The sequence below is a fragment of the Planctobacterium marinum genome, assembly GCF_020687805.1.
GTDB lineage: Bacteria > Pseudomonadota > Gammaproteobacteria > Enterobacterales > Alteromonadaceae > Planctobacterium > Planctobacterium marinum.
On sequence record NZ_JAJEWQ010000003.1, the window covers coordinates 357868 to 375435 of the forward strand.

Sequence of the window (17568 nt, forward strand, 5' to 3'; positions counted from 1 at the left end):
TTAATACGTACCTATATATCGGAACTGAAATAGATAAACGTTTTCTTTTTAAGAAAAAAGGCACAGTGTCTTTTCATCCTGCGATTTAAGGACTAGGATTGTGCTTCACAAACTCATTAGCCGATTACTTGGAGATCATTATGGCGTTTGAATTACCCGCATTACCTTATGAAAAAAATGCTCTTGAACCACACATCTCTGCAGAAACCCTGGACTTTCACTACGGTAAACACCATGCCACATACGTAACTAAGCTAAATGGTTTAGTTGAAGGTACAGATATGGCTGGCAAATCTTTAGAAGAGATCGTAAAAACCTCTTCTGGCGGTGTATTCAACAACGCAGCTCAGATCTGGAACCACACTTTTTACTGGAACAGCTTAAGTCCAAATGGTGGTGGCGAACCGACTGGTGCATTGGCCGACGCCATCAACGCCAAATGGGGTTCTTTTGATGAGTTTAAAGCTGCGCTTAACGACAAAGCCGTTAACAACTTTGGTTCCAGTTGGACCTGGTTAGTTAAAACCGCTGACGGTGGTTTAGACATCGTTAACACCAGCAACGCGGCGACCCCATTAACTGAAGAAGGTGTAACTCCGCTGATAACTGTGGATCTGTGGGAACACGCTTACTACATTGACTACCGCAACCTGCGTCCTAAGTACATGGAAGCTTTCTGGGCGTTGGTAAACTGGGAATTTGCGTCTAACAATTTTGCTTAATTCCTAAGTAAAAGACCCGATTAAGGCCCGCTGATCCAGCGGGCTTTTTATTTGCCGTTTAGCGTAAATTTGCTTCTAAAAACCCCAGAACCCGGCGTTGCACGTCTTCCTGATGTTTGGAAAGACTGTGATCCCCACCCGGATAAACCACCAGCTCATGTGAATGCTGCAATTCGGTCAAACGCTGTGAAGCCATCTGTGATTGGGTCACGTCCACGCGCCAGTCCATGTCCCCATGCAGTATTAACACAGGTACCTCATTATTCAGTTCCTGCATCCAGTTTATCGCAGAGCGCTTTTTCAACTGGCTCTCGCGGTTTTCCGCAAAATCGGGGATCATTGAATGCATTAGTTTGTCCATTTCTGGTCTGCGCTGCAGTTCCGGTGCCATATCCACAACTCCGGCCCCTACGATGGCGGCGCTGATATCCTGAGTATTTTGGCGCAGGGCTTGCCAGGTCATCATGGCCCCGCGACTCCAACCATATAAGGCGATTTTACTGGCATCCGCATTGGGAATGGTTTTGGCGATTTCAATCAGGCGCAAAACATCATTGACGTCCTCTCCACCGAATTCATCCCTAATACCAATCAGTAATAATATGTGATCTACTCGGTGGGAATTGAAACGCATTTAGGCAAGGCAGATGTTTGCAGGTCTAGTGGGGCTAAATCAAAAACATCTAAAGCAGCATAAATGCGTTTCAAACCCATCTTCGACGTTGCTCATAGCCATGATCTCTTTGTTGCGCGAGACTCGAAAGACCACCAGTATTCCTTCACTCGCGCGTCGCGACCTCATGGCTAAGAGACTAACGCTGAGCGATCACATATTATTACTGATTGGTATATCCTCGCTGTATCGGGAGCCCCGATAATTACTGGCCAGTACCAGGTAGCCCTGTTCTGCGATGGGTAACAACCTCTTCACCAGTAAAACACGGCTAACATTTTGCCTGAAATTACCGCCGCGATTCATATACCCAAATCACCTCAAGATACTGTTTCAGAGCTATCACAGCGCTTTCAGTACAAGGCGCATGTGAGAAGGAATGTCGGCTACCTTTCAAACACATGCAACACAGTAATGGAAGTGCTGTGTTGCTCCCGAAGGGCGTGGCTAAAAAACGTTTATACTGCATTAAAATGACTTGACGTGAGAACAACCATGCCTACGTCATTTTTACTTGTCTAAACGTTTTTTATCTCACGCTGAAAGCTAGCATCTTGAGGTGATTTGGGTATACATAACTACCGGCAGCTTACCGCCCTGCCAGTTTTTAGGATACGCCATAACTCCAGAAATTTTCAGGCCATCTGACTGATAAGCAATCCAGTGACTTTCGGTATTGGCAAGCAAACGGTCAGTTGCTCCGTTACCAAGGTCTCTCTTAAAACCATTGACCACTTTCTCGTTTCTGAAGTTCTTTTTTACCTCTACCAGCCACTCTTGCAGGTTCGCAAATGGTAAAGCCTTATCCACCAAGGTAATCGCATCCGTATGATATCCCGCTGGCTCCAGAGGCACTTGCAAGGGAAAATTACTGGCAGACTCTGTGGCGCCTGAATTCTCAGGTATGGCTGATTGTGCGGTGTTACAGGCACTAACAAGCGCGAGCAACAATCCAGATATGAGGTACTTATTCATTTAAATTCCCTTTAATAATAATGCGTTACAGTAGACTCACAAAATAACAGCCATCGCCCTTACAGCCAAGCTGGCGAGCAAATATTGCCACAGTATAAATTGTAAAATTTTTTCACCGCCGCCATCTTTGCCGGGTAATCTGGTGAATAAATCCTTGCTGAAAACATGGCAATCTTGCCAATTGATACTATGCTGAAAGTGTCCGGTTTAACTATTTTCAAATTGAAACGGAACGCTACAACATATTGATATCCTAAAACAATTTGTTACTGGTTTTCTTAGCTAAATTTAATCTAAAGGTGCAACACATTAACGATTTTTAGGGTCTAAGATTAGAGAGCGTGTTGACCTTTGTGGTACGAAATTTGTTCCAGGTATAAGCGCTTTAATCGCGGAACAGTCCTACAGACCTGGTGGCTCTGAGTCAAAGGACTGTGACAAAGGGTAAAGCGCTTATATGACGATCACTTCGGGCAGCGCCTGTATGCAAAATTGTACCGCAAAAGTCTACACGCTCTAGAAGCGCTATCTAAATCTAGCCTTTTCAGGCTTGCCATGTTGGGGGTTTTTTCATGGGAATTTTCGAACATTATCAACAAAGGTACGAAGCTCACAAAGAAGAAGAATTCAGCATTCAGGAGTACCTTGAACTTTGTAAAAAAGACAAGTCAGCCTATGCCAATGCCGCCGAGCGTCTGTTGCAGGCAATCGGCGAAGCTGAACTGATTGATACGTCACAAACACCTGCGCTGAGCCGAATTTTCTCCAACCGGGTGATCTCCCGATATCCGGCATTTGCAGATTTTTATGGCATGGAAGACGCCATCGAACAAATCGTCTCTTATCTGCGCCATGCAGCTCAGGGTCTGGAAGAGAAAAAACAAATTCTCTACCTGTTAGGCCCTGTGGGTGGTGGCAAATCCTCGTTGGCTGAAAAACTCAAAGAATTGATGCAAAAAGTGCCCATTTATGCCATCAAAGGCAGTCCGGTAAACGACAGCCCTTTGTGCCTGTTCGATGCCCATGAAGACGGCGAGCTTTTACAGCGTGAATACGGTATTCCTCAGCGTTATCTGAAACCCATCATGTCGCCCTGGGCGCGCAAACGCTTGCACGAGTTCAACGGCGATATCAGCAAGTTTAAGGTGGTTAAGCTGTTTCCCTCAATTCTTGACCAAATGGGCATCGCCAAGACCGAACCTGGTGATGAAAACAACCAGGATATCTCCGCACTGGTAGGCAAGGTAGATATTCGCCGCCTGGAAGAATTCGCCCAAAATGACCCGGATGCCTACAGCTATTCGGGTTCATTGTGTAAGGCCAATCAGGGTCTGATGGAATTTGTAGAGATGTTTAAAGCTCCCATCAAGGTGCTGCATCCCTTGCTGACCGCCACTCAGGAAGGTAACTATAATCCCACCGAAGGATTTTCGGCCCTGCCCTTTGATGGCCTGATACTGGCCCACTCCAATGAATCGGAATGGCAAACCTTCCGCAACAATAAGAACAACGAAGCCTTTTTGGACAGAGTTTATATTGTCAAAGTGCCCTATTGCCTGCGGATCTCTGAAGAGATAAAGATTTACGAAAAATTACTTCAAAGCAGCGAGCTGACCAAAGCGCCTTGTGCCCCGGGCACACTGGAAACCCTGGCCCAGTTCAGCGTACTGTCGCGCCTGAAAGAACCCGAAAACTCCAATATTTACTCCAAGATGCGGGTTTACGACGGTGAAAGCCTGAAAGACACCGATCCCAAAGCCAAATCCTACCAGGAATATCGGGATTACGCCGGTGTCGATGAAGGCATGGAAGGTCTTTCTACGCGCTTCGCCTTCAAGATACTCTCCCGAGTATTTAACTTTGATCACCTTGAGGTCGCAGCTAATCCGGTGCATTTGTTTTATGTACTGGAACGTCAAATTGAGCGGGAGCAGTTTCCCACTGATCAGGAAGAGCGCTACAAAGAATTTCTGAAGGGTTACCTGATCCCCAAATACGTAGAGTTTATTGGCAAAGAAATTCAAACCGCTTATCTGGAGTCCTATTCTGAATACGGCCAGAACTTGTTTGATCGCTACGTGATTTATGCCGATTTCTGGATTCAGGATCAGGAATACCGGGACCCGGAAACCGGACAGCTGTTCGACCGTGAAGCGCTGAATGCCGAGTTGGAGAAAATTGAAAAACCCGCTGGCATCAGCAATCCTAAAGATTTTCGGAACGAAATTGTCAATTTTGTGCTGCGAGCCAAAGCCAATAAAAACGGCAAAAACCCGGCCTGGACCAGTTATGAAAAGCTACGCACTGTTATCGAGAAGAAAATGTTCTCAAACACAGAAGATTTGCTGCCGGTGATTTCCTTTAACACCAAAAGTTCAGCGGAAGACCAGAAAAAACACGACGATTTTGTCAAACGAATGCAGGAAAAAGGTTATACACAAAAGCAAGTGCGTCTGCTGTGCGAGTGGTATCTGAGAGTCAGAAAATCCTCTTAACGCCCCTATCAGCATTACAGGAGCGGCTATGGCGCATTTTATAGATCGACGTCTTAACAGCAAAGGTAAAAGCACTGTTAACCGACAGCGCTTTATCCGGCGCTACAAACAACAAATTAAAGAGGCGGTGTCTGATTCTATCAGCAAGCGCAGTGTCACGGATGTTGACTCAGGCGAAGAAGTGAGTATTCCCACTCGTGATATTTCCGAACCCGTATTTCACACCGGGAAAGGTGGCCGACGAGAACAGGTTCACCCTGGTAATGACCAGTTTACCACCGGTGATCGCATTAAACGCCCACCGGGCGGTGGCGGAAAAGGCGGCGCCGGTGAAGGTGACGCCAGTAATGAAGGTGAGGGCCAGGACGAGTTCGTCTTTGAAATTTCCAAAGACGAATATCTGGATCTGTTGTTTGAAGAACTGGAACTGCCTAATTTACAGAAGAACCAGTTAGATAAACTGGTGCAGTACGAAACCTATCGCGCGGGCTATCAGACCGATGGCGTTCCAGCCAACCTGGACATTGTGCGCAGCCTGAAAGGCTCATTAGCGCGACGGATTGCTCTGACCTCAGGCAAGAAAAAACGCCTCAAGGCACTGGAAGCGGAACTGGCTGAACTCAAGGCGGATAAACACGATCATCAGTTGCGCATCATCGAGCTGGAAAAAGAAATCGCAGAGTTGAAAAAGGCCATCGCGCGGGTGCCCTTTATTGATACCTTTGATTTGCGTTTTCGCAATTATGAAAAACGCCCCAAACCAACCAGTAAAGCTGTGATGTTTTGTCTCATGGACGTGTCTGGCTCGATGGACCAGGCCACTAAGGATATTGCCAAACGCTTTTACATCTTGTTGTACCTGTTTTTGACCCGAACCTACAAAAACGTTGAAGTGGTTTATATTCGCCACCACACCCAGGCCAAGGAAGTGGACGAGCAGGAGTTTTTCTACTCTCAGGAAACCGGCGGAACGATAGTTTCCAGCGCCCTGAAACTAATGGATGAAATCGTGCGGGATCGCTACGACGCAAAAGAGTGGAATATCTATGCCGCTCAGGCGTCGGACGGCGATAACTGGGCTGATGATTCCCCACTTTGCTCAGACCTGTTGCTGCAGCGCATTTTACCGGCCGTTCGCTATTACGCCTATATCGAAATCACCGAACGGCAACATCAGAGCTTGTGGCGGGAATACCAGAAAATTGCCGAAGTACGCGATCACTTCGCCATAAAACACATTCAGAGTGTCGAAGATATTTATCCGGTTTTCCGGGAGTTATTCCGTAAAAATGTGGCCAGGCCACAAGGAGTTGCTTAGTGGCAGTATCTCCACCCAAACGTAAAAGAGGGGTCAAACCGTTAAGCGATGGCCCAGACTGGAGCTTTGAGCTCCTTGAACAATACGAAACTGAAATTGACCGCGTCGCTAAACACTATGGTCTGGACATTTATCCCAATCAGATTGAAATCATCACTGCCGAGCAAATGATGGATGCTTATGCCAGTGTCGGTATGCCCATCAATTACAGTCACTGGTCTTACGGCAAAAAGTTTATATCCACTGAACAACATTACCGTCGTGGTCAGATGGGCCTGGCTTACGAAATAGTCATTAACTCCGACCCCTGTATTTCATATCTGATGGAAGAGAATACCATTACCATGCAGGCGCTGGTTATGGCTCACGCCTGCTACGGTCACAACTCGTTTTTCAAGGGCAACTACCTGTTTCAGACCTGGACAGATGCCAGCTCCATCATTGATTACCTGGTGTTCGCCAAAAACTATGTGGCCAAGTGCGAACAGCGCTATGGTATTACTGAAGTTGAAAACATTCTGGACTCCTGTCACGCCCTGATGAATTACGGTGTGGACCGTTACAAACGCCCGCAAAAAATCTCCATCCAGGAGGAAAAAGAACGCCAGAAAGAACGGGAAAATTATCTGCAATCGCAAGTTAACGAACTGTGGCGCACCGTGCCCAAAGGGGAACAAGGTAAATTGCCTCAGGAAAGACGTTTTCCGCAGGAGCCACAGGAAAACATTCTGTATTTTATTGAAAAAAGCGCGCCACTATTAGAGCCCTGGCAGCGGGAACTGGTGCGCATTGTGCGTAAAGTCTCTCAGTATTTTTATCCGCAAAAACAAACCCAGGTGATGAACGAAGGCTGGGCCTGCTTTTGGCATTACCATATCCTCAATCACCTTTACGATGAAGGCAAAGTCACCGATCGCTTTATTATGGAGTTTTTGACCAGTCACACCGGCGTAGTGTTGCAACCTGAATACAACAGCCCTTATTACAGTGGCATTAACCCCTATGCACTGGGTTTTAATATGTTCATGGATATTAAGCGAATTTGTACCGACCCGACCGATGAGGATAAAGAGTGGTTTCCAGAATTTGCTGGCAGCGACTGGCTGGAAACGGTGCATTTCGCCATGAAAAACTTTAAAGACGAGAGCTTTATCAGTCAGTTTTTATCGCCGCGTATGATGCGGGAATTTAAGTTTTTCGCTATTGAAGACGACGAGCGGGAAAACTTCCTGACGGTATCCGCTATTCACAATGAATCAGGTTACCGGAACATCAGAGAAAAGCTTTCTGCTCAATACAATCTGAGCAACTTAGAACCCAACATCCAGGTGTATAACGCTGATATCCGCGGTGACCGTTCGCTGACATTGCGCTACATACCACAAAACAGTATACCGCTGGCCAAATCCAGCAAAGAGGTGATAAAACATCTGCATCGCTTGTGGGGGTTCCCGGTCATTCTGGAAGTGGACGAAGACAACAATGTCCCCTATGTATTGGAAAGATGTCCGGCTGAATAATACAACAAGCCTTTGATATTAAATATCAAGGTGGCTTAACGGGCTCACCACCCCATTGCCGCCTTGCTGTATAACATGGGTATAAATTTGAGTAGTTCGGATGTCTGAGTGACCCAATTGAGCCTGTACGGTTCGGATGTCGGCCCCGCTTTGCAACAAGTGAGTCGCAAACGAATGCCGTAAAGTGTGGGGTGTTACATGTTTTATTATCTGAGCGTTTTCTCGCGCCTGCTTTACTGCCCGTTGGATCTGTTTTGCGTTTATATGATGACGACGAAACATTCCCGATTGCGGATCAACACTCAGCTGTCCAGCACCGAACAGGTACTGCCAGCTAAGCGACTTATTCAGTGAACCATATTTCTGTTCCAGCCGGTTCGGCATCCAGGCACCGGCAAAGCGCTCATCCAACAAGTCTTGTTTAAGGTGGGTATTACACAAATCAATCTGGGCACGTAATTGCGCAAATAAACTTTCGTCGAGTGTTACAACGCGGTTTTTCCCACCTTTACCATTCCATACACGAATACACCGGTAGTCAAAATCAATATCTCCCACTCTTAACCGCAGCAACTCCTGTAGTCGCAATCCACTACCATACAAGATAGATAAATGCAGCAGATAATTCACAGGGGCAGCGCGCAGTAATCGTTTAATTTCATCTCTGGTTAGTACTACAGGCAACTTTGCAGATTGTTTACTCCGTATGAAATTTAATTCCGCGTTCAGGGGTACTTCGACAATATGCTTGTATAAATATACCAAAGCATTCAGCGCTGTTTTTTGCGTCGCAGCAGCGACATTTTTGTTCAAAACTAAATATTCAAGGTAGCTTTCAACTTCCGCATCCCCCATTTTTGCTGGATGCTGCATATTGTTAATGCGGATAAAGTCAGCGATCCAATACAAATATGCCTGAATAGTTCGCATCGAATATCGTCTTGAAAGCAAATGGTCCTTAACTACCGACAAAAATAATGATTTCATTAGGCTATTTTTATTACCCTGAACACCTGTATATTTATACAGCACCTCTACTTTGTCAAATTTCTTTTGATAGACGACATTTGTCGTTTTCCTCCAACCGGAAAAAACGCCCGAACCTAAGCTGTTGAGTTTACAGGGGGAAAATTGCGCTTAAAGTGTATCGATGTGAAAAAACGACAAATGTCTCGATATTGTTGGACATTTGTCGTCGATAAAAATGTTAGTTGCCAGTATGAAAACCGAAGAATATACCCCAAATCATATTCCCAAAAGCACTCGAATCTTTAATTTTGTTTGGGGTACCGGGCTTGTTGCTTTAGCGGTTTTTGCTTGGACAGGAGGTTCTTTTCATTTGCCGGGTAAAGGGGCATCTGAGGGTGTCACTTATACCGGAAATGCGCTGACGTTGTTTATTTTTGCTGCTGCAATTGGGGCAATAAATCTGTTTATTACCATTGTTGATCATTACGACAAGCGCAATAACGAGCAATACTACAAAAAAGCCAGCCAATATTGTTCATGCATTGCCGTTTTCCTAGTTATTGCCGCAACCGCTGTTCAGTTCGCTAATGAGCAAGTTGCACCTGTAGTTATAAGTAATGGCAACTAACAAATGCAATTAATCCCGGACAAAAATCCATTGGCTCACCTTCGTCCCTCAGGCATTATAGCCAATAAATTTTCGCCGTTTATTGCGGCCGTTAGGCTCTTTCATCAGGTTTTCAGTACACTTTAAATCTTCAGGAAAAGCCCAATATAGAGAAAGTCGCTCAATATTTGGCATAGGAGGTATTTATGAGCAGAACGGCAATTTATCAAGTTGGTGATATTGTAAAATTAAAGTCTGGCGGGCCTGATATGGCGGTAAAAGAAGTCATGATAAATGGCTACGATGAATTCAAGGGAAATTATCGTTGCCAGTGGTTTGCAGGTAAAAAGCTCGACAATGGAGTGTTCCCCGAAGAGTCCCTTTTGAAAGTGGAAACATCTGAGTAATGGACGCTAAATCTGTTGCAAACTGGATGCAATCTGAACTCGTAGCCAGCGACTGTTTATATCAAGATGATGTCGTAGATTATGTCATCAAACAGCAAGCAGAAGAGTTACTGCGTGAAAATGCAGATGGTAACTTGGTTTTAGGACGTAAAATTCTAAACGAGTTTAGAAAATTAAACGAAACAGATGTTGTTTGGGTTCGTCCCGAAAAATACTGGCGGTTTCGAGTTCCAGAAGATGAAGAAAGCAGAGATGCAAGGGGTTAACCAGGGCCTAATCGGGTAGCCGGAGGTCTCTAACCTCCAGCCCCCACAACACCCTGCATGCGGCTCCGCACAGGGCGTTTCATTCAGGATAGTGAAGCGCTATCCAACCATCTCGTAGCGAATAAAGCCCTTCGGATTTTAAGTATTCAAGTGATAAGGCTTGATTGATCCCCGGGGATTTGGCACTGCGCCATGGTCCTTTGCTGGTGATACCACACGCCACTGCGGCTCGAACATGCACACCTCGTCTCATCAGATTTCTAACCTTGGTTCGGGGCTTGCGCCACTGTCGCCAGTAAGCCATTCTAACTCTGCGCCTGATCCAGTGATCCAGCTCGACGCATTGTTGATAGCAGTTGGCGATGCCAAAGTAGTTGATCCAGCCTCGTAGGTATTGGCTGAGCTTTGAGAGTTGGTAGCGCATCGACACGCCCCAGTTGCGGTTCGTTAGCCTTCTGACCTGCTGCTTAAAATTCAGCAAGGTTCTGGGGTGCCATTGAATGCGACCAGCCTTGAATGTGAACCCAAGGAATTTGCTTTTACTGGCTTTAACGGTGTGGCTTTTAGTCGTGTTTACGACCAATTTCAGACGGTGACTGAGGTATCTGCTGATACTGTTCAGGACACGTTTACCCGCACGCGGACTTCTCACCAGAATGGTGAAGTCATCTGCATAACGGGCAAACTGGTGGCCTCGCTTCTCAAGCTCTTTGTCCAAAGGGTCGAGCATGATGTTAGCCAGTAAGGGGGACAATGGTCCTTCCTGTGGCACACCTTCCCGGCTCTCACTGTAAAGCTGGTTATCGATAACCCCAGCTCGCAGGTAACGTTTTATCAGTTTAAGCAGACGCTTGTCCTTCACTTTGTAGCCAAGGCACGTCATGAGTAAATCATGATTAACACGGTCAAAGAATTTTGACAGGTCGACATCCACAGCAAAACGGCGTCCCGTTTTGATAATGTCTCGGACCTGTTTCACCGCCTGTTGCCCGTTTCGGTGTGGCCTGAACCCAAAGCTGTTGTCTGAGAAGGTGGAATCGAAAACGGGCGTTAACACCTGGGCAATGGCTTGCTGGATCACGCGGTCAACGATGGTCGGGATACCCAATTGGCGTTTACTACCATCGGGTTTATCAATCTCCACGCGTCGAACAGGTGATGGTTGGTATTGGCCTGAGCGAAGCTCAGACATTATACGTTTCCAGTTGCCATCTTTTGCCCAGGCCGGGAAGTCATCAATGGTCATCCCATCGATGCCAGCGGCTCCCTTATTGGCTCGAACTCGTTTCCATGCCGCTAAGATATTGGCTGGCTGCAGAGCGAGTTCAAGTAGATCTGCCCTAAAGGCTGGCTGTTCATCAATACGCTGAGTCACGTCACTACCGGTCGGCATTCGTGTATTCAGATTCAATAAGGCTCCTCCTTTATTCTAAATGTTCAGGCCTTCACCGTGTCCCACCCATTACGATGGGCATTTGGCTACTATACCGTCTGCTGACTTCTGCTTAATCATCGTCACAGTTACCTGTGACGACGCTATCGGTTTGCATCCGATTTGCTCGCAGTGGCTGATGCAATTCCTCTGCGCCAAGGCACTTGTATACCAGAGCCTCACTGGTAAATTACCGATCGCCTGTTAAGCAGACCTCCCCAGATAAGAGCATGAACTGTCTTTGCACTGCTGCATCATTTACGGTGGCCGTAAAGTCACGTGGTTTCGCTGTCTTGTGCCAGCTCACCTCCAGCCTACGCCTCATATGATGTTCTTGTTCATCAGTTCGCAAATTTGCTAGCGGCTTCCTCCAGACTAAACTTCACAATTTAGCCCTTGCCATTCGCTAGTAGTTAGCGTTGAATAACCTGAGTTAAACAACGGTGACTTTCCTACAGAGGACTTTCACCTCATTAGTTCATGCCCATGCTGGGCGTACACAAGTTTGTCAACGATCGCCCTTCGGGCTGGACCGCTAAAAGCGCTGCTTCGCAGCAACACGGCCCGTTACAAAGGCGTTGGTATGACTCCTTTTGTCAATCAGAACCGAGCGCTTCCTTGGCATTTTCTCGGCCCATAATTAGCTTATTTTTTCACAAATTAAATGAGCTAACGCACCGAATGAGGCAGTAATGTCGTCGGTTGTCATGCTGGTATCCGTAGATTACTTATTCGCTGAATAAGCAGAGCTGACCTTACTTGTTCCGCCGTGACACCTTCTCATCAGTCTATGCTCGTGGATCAATAACGTTAAGTTACTGCCATCATAACGCCCTCGTAGGTTGTGCCACTTTCCGCGGCCTGATCCGAATGCGTTTGCTCAAAACTAAAACTCATGCGGGTACTCGACTTAGTCGTAATTTAGGGTTGACAGGTGTCAGTACCACTTCTTTGGCAATAGCCCAGATATAGGCTGCCATTTCTCTGGCAATGGCAGCGATAATGAGATTGTGGTGTTTCCCTTTTTTGCTCATTCGTTGATAGCGCTTGCATAGTCGGAGTTGTGCCTTCCAGGCAATATCGACAATGTCTTTGGGAAGCCCTTCCTGGCGTACCTGCAACTGGATTGATACATTCGCCGGATATCGATAACTATGTGCGCCTTCAATCAACAATCGACGGGCCCGACCATTACCACATTTGGTAATGGCACCCACATGCCTCTTCCCTCCTGATGAATGTTCACCTGGAACCAGCCCCAGATAGGCCATCAACTTTCTGGGATGATTGAAGCGGCTTAAGTCCCCTAACTCAGCAATAACACCAACGGCCACTAACAGCCTTACTCCTCGCATAGCCTGAATCGCTTTTACGACAGGATAGTAACGCCACTGATGCACATGATGGGTGAGTTCATTATCTAATCGTTCAAGCCTTCTGATGCGCTCATCAATAGTGTGTAATTGTTCCTGCAAAACAATCTGTTGTGCCGGATGAGGGAGGATAAGTTCGGTGAGCCATCTCAAGTGTTTTTAGACCAGTTGGCTGTTCCGGCATAATTTATGTTGTTGCGTAATAACAGGGATTTAAGTTGGTATTTGGCTTCCTTTAAATCCTTCATTGCAGCTTCTCTGGCTCGAGATAAATCTCTGACGGCTTCATCTTCAGGCTCAGGGACGTAAATGGGTGTCAGATCTTCGGATTTGAGTAACTTAACCAGTTTCAGCGCATCACGCCGGTCGGTCTTAATTCGCTCACCAGGCTTTTTAGGGATAAGTGAAGGGGCGACCACATAACAGCAGTGGCCTAAACTGGTAATGAGGCGATAAATCCAATAACCACAGGGGCCAGCTTCATAAACAACATGGATTGTCGCTCTGGGATATTTTGATTCAAATTGTCGAATGAGCTTTTTAACACTCAATTTTGATGAGGGAATGCTCCCATAATGCACTGGGTTTGCCCCTCGTTGTTCTTCGCAATAGGCGACTTCATGGAATTCTTTATGGGTATCCAGCGCTAAAAAAATTATGCTATGTTTGTTCATGCTAGCCTCCAAATGATTTAGTCTTGAACAAACTAATTATGGCTCTGGTGAAAGCTAACCCACGAAAATGCGGAGGCTAGCACTTTCAAAAGGAGTCATTGTGTCTAGCCCCTCACTCTAATTTTGTACTTTTTCTGAAGAGTGGTATCTTTAGCAAATCTATTCAGTTAGTGGGTATTCAATGAAAAATCAACAATCTGATATTACTAATGCAGCTTTGTCACTTCCCTCTGAGGCTCGAATAGAACTTGTAGAAAGCCTCTTAAAAAGTTTGGATGCACCAACCACTGAGTTTGAGAATATTTGGGCTAAAGAAGTTGAATCTAGAGTAGATGCTCTAAATTCAGGGGTTTTAGAAACAATTCCAGCCAAGGATGTGTTGGGAAAGTATGCCAAAAAAGGTTGAATTCACAAAACTTGCTCAACTGGAGCTAGATGACGCATTCGAATATTACGAATCTCAGCTTGTAGGTCTGGGCACTCGGTTCATTTCAGAGGTAAATGCTGGACTTCAACGCGTTTTATCACATCCCACTTCTTGGCAGAAGATCACTAAGAGAACGAGAAGGTGTTTACTTCACAACTTTCCATTCGGTTTAATTTATACTGTAAACAATAACTCAATAGTTATCATAGCTGTAGCGAATCTACATCGTAAACCTGAATACTGGATCGACAGGCTCGGGGGCTAACAAATAGCGTTCGCTTCACCAACTATTCCAAGTATAAACCTTACTCCTAAATGGCCTTTTGTGCGGGCTTCACTTTGAAACGATCAACTGATGAATATGGAATACATGCTAGTGGATGGATTTGTTGTATCGGAAGTAGTGATTAATAATGATTACTTCGAGTCTGTTGGAATTATTGGTTCATACAATTACGGTGATGCTATAGGTACCAGCTTGTCTTTTTGTGGAAATTGGAAATCTCTCACTTTAAAAGAGCTAATACGAAATCAAGGCGGTTAAAAAGAAAACTTATGCCAGAGTACCTCAATGTCGTGCTGCTATCACTTTTCGCCGGTGCGGCGATGCCCGCAGGAGCTTTGCTGGCACGTCTTGACTTGCTCCACCCCGCGTTTCTTACCCGCCAGGCAAGGCAGTTTATTGTTGCTTTTGGCGGAGGTGCGCTGATCTCAGCCGTTGCTCTGGTTCTGGTCCCCGAAGGTGCGAAAAAACTGTCGGTTTTACCCGCTGTTTTGTGTTTTGCCTGTGGTGGTATTGTCTTTTACTTTCTGGATAGCGCGCTGAGCAAGTTAAAAAGCTCTGCAGGTCAACTGGCCGCTATGCTGTCAGACTTTATTCCCGAGGCTATTGCGCTTGGGGCGGCATTTGCGGTGGGTGAGAGCACAGGTTTAATCCTGGCATTATTAATGGTTTTACAAAATTTACCGGAAGGCTTTAACGCTTACGAAGAATTAGTCGACTCGGCAAACCTATCCGGGAATAAGGTGCTGGGTGCCTTTTTCTGCCTGGCGATTGTCGGCCCACTTTGCGCATTAACCGGCTATTTTTTGCTCGCTGATGCCCATGAATTTGTGGCAGGTATAATGCTGTTTGCAGGAGCCGGTATCCTCTATCTGGTATTTCAGGACGTTGCACCTGAATCAAAGGCGGTCAACGGTGGCATACCAGCATTAGGTGCGGTTGCGGGCTTTTTACTTGGTTTGGTGGGCAATATGGTACTTGCCCCTACGTAAATCCAGAGCATTGCCAACAGAATTGGTGCGTGCTATCTTTTCGCGTAATTCTTAGGGACGACCCTTTGAATCCTTTAACTGGCGGGGACGACCCCATTACAAGGTGTTGCTATGAGCTGGTTAATTCTTTTGCTTGCCGGGTTACTGGAAATGGGTTGGGCTGTGGGCCTTAAATATACCGATGGTTTCAGCAAACCCCTGCCGTCTGTTCTGACAATTATCGCAATGGCTGCGAGTATTTATTTTTTAAGTATTGCATTACGCACTTTACCACTCAGTGTGGCTTATGCCGTTTGGGTAGGCATTGGTATGGTGGGCGCCGTTATTTTTGGTGTAGTTGTGCTTAATGAATCATTGTCGCTAATCAAAATAATAAGCTTGTTATTGATATTAGTGGGGATAGTTGGTTTAAAAATAGCCTCGCCCGGCTGACAACCATCATCAGGCTGACATTGGCTTTAGTCGTGCGCCTGGCGCACGACTATTTCAGGTCTTGCCGGTCTTGAGAACAATTGTCTCAATACGCTTACTAACGCTTTCCGGCAATGCTTTGATGACGCCCAATAAGGGCATCCTCGGCAACTTTGCGTCGCTGTTTCATACCCTGAGATTTATTACTGGCGCCCCCTTCATAGGCAAAACCTGATTTTATATGCACCTGATCAAATCCCTGAGAATAGCCGCGTTGTGCGGTTTGTGGATCGGCGGGTTCACGTTTGGAGGGCGAAGTTCGCTCAATCAGGAAGTTGTTTACAGTATTTCCCGGACGCTGGGCACTGCTGGCTGATTTTTCCTGACTACTCATGTCGATGTTCTGAACAGACGGGTGTTCCAGTTTCATGGGTACCCATATGTCGGCGGTTTTTGCGGCTACCAAACGCCTGTTGTCATGGGATACCATTTCATTTTTTACCAGACTTCCTTTCATACTGCCGTGGCGTCTGTCAAACCCGGATTGCTGCATCGAGTTGGCCATCTGGTCGATATTGTTGCGGGAATGCGTGGGCCCCATTGAAAAATTTGCAGTAACGGATTGTTGCGAAAACTTGGCCTGCCGGGCTTCGACTAACACGGTTTGTGACGGAGCCCGGCGATTCGCCAGTCGCTGCAATCCGGGAGATGGATTTTGTTGTCGCTTTACTTCGTTTTCAGCGTTTCGACGACTGTATTCGTTTCCAAGACTCTTCGCCTGGGCCCGTCGGTAGGTATCCACCCGTTGCTCAGGAGTCTGATGCCTGATATTGGCCGGTCGATTAGACATAACAATGCTCACTTTTCACCCATTAATGGATGAATTATTACCATAAAATGAGAGCTGGTCAAAATTATAACCCTGTTTTTTTTTACAGAATCCTGAGTTACCGACGTGAATAACGTGCGTGTCCCTTGCTTCGCTCATTGGGATTGGTTATTTTGACGCGCTACGGCATTGTTCGGGTGATTACCCAGATTTCGGAAACAAACAAACTGATGAAACAATTGGATTACTGGCTGATAAAACAAGCGCATCTGATTTGGCTTGTATCAATCATCAACATCGGTATTGGTGTGATTATTCCCGGCTTCGACTTTCTTGCCAAGAGTATTAGCCATGTTGCACTGGAAGCGCCCGTGTTTGCCATTATTCACCGCACAGCGGATATCGTTATTGGATTATCAATGTGCGGTTTTGCATGTGCGATATCACGCACCTCTCCAAACCGCTTTTCGCTGGCGAGTCTGTCAACTTTGCTGTTGGGATTGAGTATGATCAGCGCAGGTATCTGGACACTGGAGACACCGCTGCACCTGCTTTATAACCTTTCCATTTTTATGATAATTGTGCCCCTCGCCTTCGCACTGGAGTTCAAAAACCGTTGTCATTCATTAAAATTCGAATATCTTTGTATGGCGATAACCTGCTTGCACGTGTTTATGTTCTGGCTGATTTACGCGGGGTTTATCCCTGCTGAATTCAATGGACTTGTACAGCGTCTGTGGGCTATACCGACTATGGGGTGGTTTGGTGTAGCTGCTTACCGGCTTCTGCAGAGAAACCAGCCAGATAACCCGCTATTCAACAACGCCAATACTGACGGTTAAATAGTGGGCTATCGCGTTCACAAATCTCCGTTTGAGCTTGTTCTACCTGCCAATTGTGCCCAGAAACTCGCGATATCGCGCCTGATCGGCCGCATCTTTGAGCATATTGCCGTGTGTGGCACCTGCAATCATCATTAATTGCTTGTTTTTTGACTGACTGGCTTCAAACAGTCTGACTGACAACTCTGGCGTAAAAACAGTATCATGTCATCGCTGTTTGGGGAGTCCAGGTAGATACCGCGTAAGCGGATTGACGGATCATCACTGGCAACATCAAGAATGTTGACTTCATTATCTGGAAAGCTTTCCTGAAACTTTTTTATGGCAATAACCACTTTACAGGCTCATTTCAC

The 17568-nt window shown here is 46.2% G+C and carries 19 protein-coding genes and 1 pseudogene; 12 read left to right on the forward strand and 8 right to left on the reverse strand.

Annotation, left to right across the window (positions count from 1 at the left end):
* The first annotated feature begins 140 nt into the window (after positions 1-140).
* A complete protein-coding gene (locus LJ740_RS11360; RefSeq protein ID WP_229529211.1) occupies positions 141-722 on the forward strand; it encodes a Fe-Mn family superoxide dismutase in 582 nt (193 codons plus the stop codon).
* Between the two features lie 58 nt (positions 723-780).
* On the opposite strand, the gene LJ740_RS11365 is transcribed toward LJ740_RS11360, so the two are convergent.
* The 3 genes from LJ740_RS11365 to LJ740_RS11375 form a co-directional block, all read right to left on the reverse strand.
* On the reverse strand, positions 781-1356 hold the full coding sequence (locus LJ740_RS11365; RefSeq protein WP_229529212.1) for an alpha/beta hydrolase family protein: 576 nt from the start codon (positions 1354-1356) through the stop codon (positions 781-783).
* A 192-nt stretch (positions 1357-1548) separates the two neighbouring features.
* Entirely contained in the window at positions 1549-1701 is a 153-nt protein-coding gene (locus LJ740_RS11370) for a hypothetical protein (protein WP_229529213.1), read from the reverse strand.
* A 240-nt stretch (positions 1702-1941) separates the two neighbouring features.
* Positions 1942-2370, reverse strand: a complete 429-nt coding sequence (locus LJ740_RS11375) for a hypothetical protein (protein ID WP_229529214.1) — start codon at positions 2368-2370, stop codon at positions 1942-1944.
* A gap of 572 nt (positions 2371-2942) precedes the next feature.
* On the opposite strand from LJ740_RS11375, the gene LJ740_RS11380 reads away from it, so the two are divergent.
* From LJ740_RS11380 to LJ740_RS11390, 3 genes are read left to right on the forward strand one after another with little or no spacing between them, the layout of a single operon-like run.
* On the forward strand, positions 2943-4865 hold the full coding sequence (locus LJ740_RS11380; protein WP_229529215.1) for a PrkA family serine protein kinase: 1923 nt from the start codon (positions 2943-2945) through the stop codon (positions 4863-4865).
* 28 nt (positions 4866-4893) lie between these two features.
* On the forward strand, positions 4894-6183 hold the full coding sequence (locus tag LJ740_RS11385; protein WP_229529216.1) for a YeaH/YhbH family protein: 1290 nt from the start codon (positions 4894-4896) through the stop codon (positions 6181-6183).
* The gene (locus LJ740_RS11390) at positions 6183-7703 is read left to right on the forward strand and encodes a SpoVR family protein (protein ID WP_229529217.1); all 1521 of its coding nucleotides are present in this window, start codon (positions 6183-6185) and stop codon (positions 7701-7703) included. The genes LJ740_RS11385 and LJ740_RS11390 overlap by 1 nt, the downstream gene beginning before the upstream one ends.
* An 18-nt stretch (positions 7704-7721) precedes the next feature.
* Here LJ740_RS11390 and LJ740_RS11395 read toward each other — a convergent pair whose 3' ends face one another.
* The gene (locus tag LJ740_RS11395) at positions 7722-8690 is read right to left on the reverse strand and encodes an integron integrase (RefSeq protein ID WP_229529218.1); all 969 of its coding nucleotides are present in this window, start codon (positions 8688-8690) and stop codon (positions 7722-7724) included.
* Between the two features lie 232 nt (positions 8691-8922).
* Between LJ740_RS11395 and LJ740_RS11400 the strand changes: the two genes are divergently transcribed.
* From LJ740_RS11400 to LJ740_RS11410, 3 genes are all read left to right on the forward strand, one after another.
* Complete coding sequence (locus tag LJ740_RS11400) at positions 8923-9300, forward strand: hypothetical protein (RefSeq protein ID WP_229529219.1); 378 nt, start codon at positions 8923-8925, stop codon at positions 9298-9300.
* A gap of 185 nt (positions 9301-9485) precedes the next feature.
* Positions 9486-9686 (forward strand): YodC family protein, encoded by a 201-nt coding sequence (locus LJ740_RS11405; RefSeq protein ID WP_229529220.1) that lies wholly within the window; start codon positions 9486-9488, stop codon positions 9684-9686.
* Positions 9686-9952, forward strand: coding sequence for a DUF6953 family protein (locus tag LJ740_RS11410; RefSeq protein ID WP_229529221.1), 267 nt, complete (start codon positions 9686-9688; stop codon positions 9950-9952). Before LJ740_RS11405 ends, LJ740_RS11410 begins: the two co-directional genes overlap by 1 nt.
* A 79-nt stretch (positions 9953-10031) precedes the next feature.
* Here the strand turns inward: LJ740_RS11410 and ltrA are convergent, their stop codons facing one another.
* A complete protein-coding gene (gene ltrA, locus LJ740_RS11415; protein WP_229529638.1) occupies positions 10032-11345 on the reverse strand; it encodes a group II intron reverse transcriptase/maturase in 1314 nt (437 codons plus the stop codon).
* 932 nt (positions 11346-12277) lie between these two features.
* Positions 12278-13431: pseudogene (locus tag LJ740_RS11420) on the reverse strand (IS110 family RNA-guided transposase).
* Between the two features lie 181 nt (positions 13432-13612).
* Between LJ740_RS11420 and LJ740_RS11425 the strand changes: the two are divergent.
* From LJ740_RS11425 to LJ740_RS11435, 4 genes are all read left to right on the forward strand, one after another.
* A complete protein-coding gene (locus LJ740_RS11425; protein ID WP_229529222.1) occupies positions 13613-13837 on the forward strand; it encodes an addiction module protein in 225 nt (74 codons plus the stop codon).
* Entirely contained in the window at positions 13821-14123 is a 303-nt protein-coding gene (locus tag LJ740_RS23455) for a type II toxin-antitoxin system RelE/ParE family toxin (RefSeq protein ID WP_407676416.1), read from the forward strand. The genes LJ740_RS11425 and LJ740_RS23455 overlap by 17 nt, the downstream gene beginning before the upstream one ends.
* Before the next feature lie 290 nt (positions 14124-14413).
* Positions 14414-15133 carry a ZIP family metal transporter gene (locus tag LJ740_RS11430; RefSeq protein WP_229529223.1) on the forward strand — a complete coding sequence of 240 codons (720 nt, stop codon included), beginning with the start codon at positions 14414-14416 and terminating at the stop codon, positions 15131-15133.
* A gap of 111 nt (positions 15134-15244) precedes the next feature.
* On the forward strand, positions 15245-15565 hold the full coding sequence (locus tag LJ740_RS11435) for a DMT family transporter (protein WP_229529224.1): 321 nt from the start codon (positions 15245-15247) through the stop codon (positions 15563-15565).
* 97 nt (positions 15566-15662) lie between these two features.
* Here LJ740_RS11435 and LJ740_RS11440 read toward each other — a convergent pair whose 3' ends face one another.
* A complete protein-coding gene (locus LJ740_RS11440; RefSeq protein ID WP_229529225.1) occupies positions 15663-16394 on the reverse strand; it encodes a hypothetical protein in 732 nt (243 codons plus the stop codon).
* Positions 16395-16603: 209 nt separating this feature from the next.
* Between LJ740_RS11440 and LJ740_RS11445 the strand changes: the two genes are divergently transcribed.
* Positions 16604-17215, forward strand: coding sequence for a DUF998 domain-containing protein (locus tag LJ740_RS11445; protein ID WP_229529226.1), 612 nt, complete (start codon positions 16604-16606; stop codon positions 17213-17215).
* A gap of 134 nt (positions 17216-17349) precedes the next feature.
* Here LJ740_RS11445 and LJ740_RS11450 read toward each other — a convergent pair whose 3' ends face one another.
* Positions 17350-17550 carry a hypothetical protein gene (locus LJ740_RS11450; protein WP_229529227.1) on the reverse strand — a complete coding sequence of 67 codons (201 nt, stop codon included), beginning with the start codon at positions 17548-17550 and terminating at the stop codon, positions 17350-17352.
* Positions 17551-17568: the final 18 nt, after the last annotated feature.